2 protein-coding genes are annotated in these 1,384 nt (G+C 32.1%); one reads left to right on the top strand and one right to left on the bottom strand.

Annotation, left to right across the window (positions count from 1 at the left end; all coding sequences use genetic code 11):
- Positions 1 to 854: helix-turn-helix domain-containing protein (locus DW059_RS15510; protein ID WP_242986331.1), on the top strand; the 854-nt coding region annotated here is incomplete at its 5' end.
- Positions 855 to 1,286: 432 nt separating this feature from the next.
- Here the strand turns inward: DW059_RS15510 and DW059_RS15505 are convergent.
- Positions 1,287 to 1,384, bottom strand: a 98-nt coding sequence (locus DW059_RS15505; protein WP_117699133.1) for a ClbS/DfsB family four-helix bundle protein, incomplete at its 5' end; no start/stop codon positions are given.

Below are 1,384 nucleotides of genomic sequence, written 5' to 3'. Positions count from 1 at the left end.
TAATTGATAAGATAAACTACAAGAAGTCAATTTATACAAAGTCAAAGAAGTCAAGAGGAGATTTGAATGAACGAATTTATATCAAATTCAGGCACACTAATAATCCTGACAGCGTTTACGATCAGGAAAGATTCATCAATATACTTCAAATCATTTTACAGAAAAAAACACAAAAAGAATTATCTGAACAAACAGGCTTAAATAATGCAACCATTTCACGAATGCTCAACGGTGCCCGATCTGGAAGACCATATAAAAGCACTATTGATAAAATTGCAAAAGCCATTGATGATCCAGAACTTATCCAAGAATTATATGATGCAACGGGATATTCTTCTAAGAAAATACGGGAACGGAAAAAGATAATTGCAGACAATGGATTTTCTCTGGATCTCTCTACTGTTCAGGTGCATGAAAAATTTTTTTCTACCTTAATGCGTGGACTTTCCATGATGACAAGTCTGCATAAAGTTGAATGGACAATAAAATCCGGAACACCCAGATCATACGATTATTTAATTGAATTAAAAGAGGGAAATATAGATTATTGGTATATTAGATATGTAGATAGAATTACTTCTGATGAAGAAAGAAAAAAAGCCTTAACTGCCATTTATGGAGAATTTGCAAAATTGAAATTGGGCGGAAAAATCAAAGTTTCTTGCGCCACTCCTTCTTACGAAGATTATGATTATTTTGTTACAATTCCACCATACCAATTAAATACAAATGCTTCAATTATATATTTTGATTCTGAACTCGAAAGATTTGCAGACGAACCTTTTAGTAGACAGCTTTACCACTTAAAGAAAATATTCCTGTTAAGGATTTTTGTAATCTTACCGAATCACTGATACTATAACTTTTTGATTTTATCACAGAGAGAGTTGCTTATGGCTCTCTCTTTTTTTAACGCTTCCTCCTCCCATATTCTAACTCATTATGGCAAATCATTTTCTAAAGCAAGTATCGCCTAGAGTAACTCAAAATCCCATTTCTGGATTATAATTCTCTGACGAACTTAATGGAGATTACGATTCCCCATACCCTCAATATCACAAAATATCAAATTTTGCTATTAGCTCATAATAAATTTTCGCAGCTATCTGTTTTTGCACTCATAGTTACCAAAAGCTTTTTATAACCATCTGCTTCTACCAGTAACAAAATGTCAATAGTTTTTTAATCACTTTTTCAAAAAAGGCAAAAAAATAGAACGTATAGATTATTTCCATACGCTCTATCTCACATTTCATATTAAATTTTTGAATTCTACAAACTGGAAGTTATAGTGCAATCTTTTTCCATTTTCTAATCTTGGTTCTAAAGGTTCCGAACGGAGCAACTGTATTAACATGTATGAATTTGTATACTTCCCAGACAG

The sequence above is a fragment of the Roseburia sp. AF42-8 genome, assembly GCF_003435965.1.
GTDB classification, from domain to species: domain Bacteria; phylum Bacillota; class Clostridia; order Lachnospirales; family Lachnospiraceae; genus Roseburia_C; species Roseburia_C amylophila.
This window is presented reverse-complemented; position numbering and strand designations above follow the sequence as displayed.